Annotated in this window: 1 pseudogene; it reads right to left on the reverse strand. The window is 31.2% G+C overall.

The window, feature by feature from the left end:
• Nucleotides 1-263 (reverse strand): annotated as a pseudogene (locus tag UGRO018_RS17900) (hypothetical protein); the annotation flags it as partial.

Genomic DNA, 263 nt, shown 5'->3' on the forward strand with positions numbered 1-263 from the left:
TCCTTGACTTTGCATTTCAATATTATACTCTCTCATTTCTTCATCTCTTAAATGGATATCCATGATGATACGTTTGTTGCCTTCTTGTTTAGGTATCATTTCCGGATTACATACTTCAGTTCTTTTTGGCATAATGTTCGTTGTTAAACCAATCACCGTATGTCGCAAAAAGATAGAATCCTCATCCATACCGATGAAAAAATGCTTAAATAATACATCATTTTGAAAACTTACTTTTTGTTGCTTTGTTTCTTCAATTTTTT

It is taken from the genome of Hoskinsella mucinilytica, from assembly GCF_045223415.1.
Classification (GTDB): domain Bacteria; phylum Bacillota_I; class Bacilli_A; order Erysipelotrichales; family Erysipelotrichaceae; genus Hoskinsella; species Hoskinsella mucinilytica.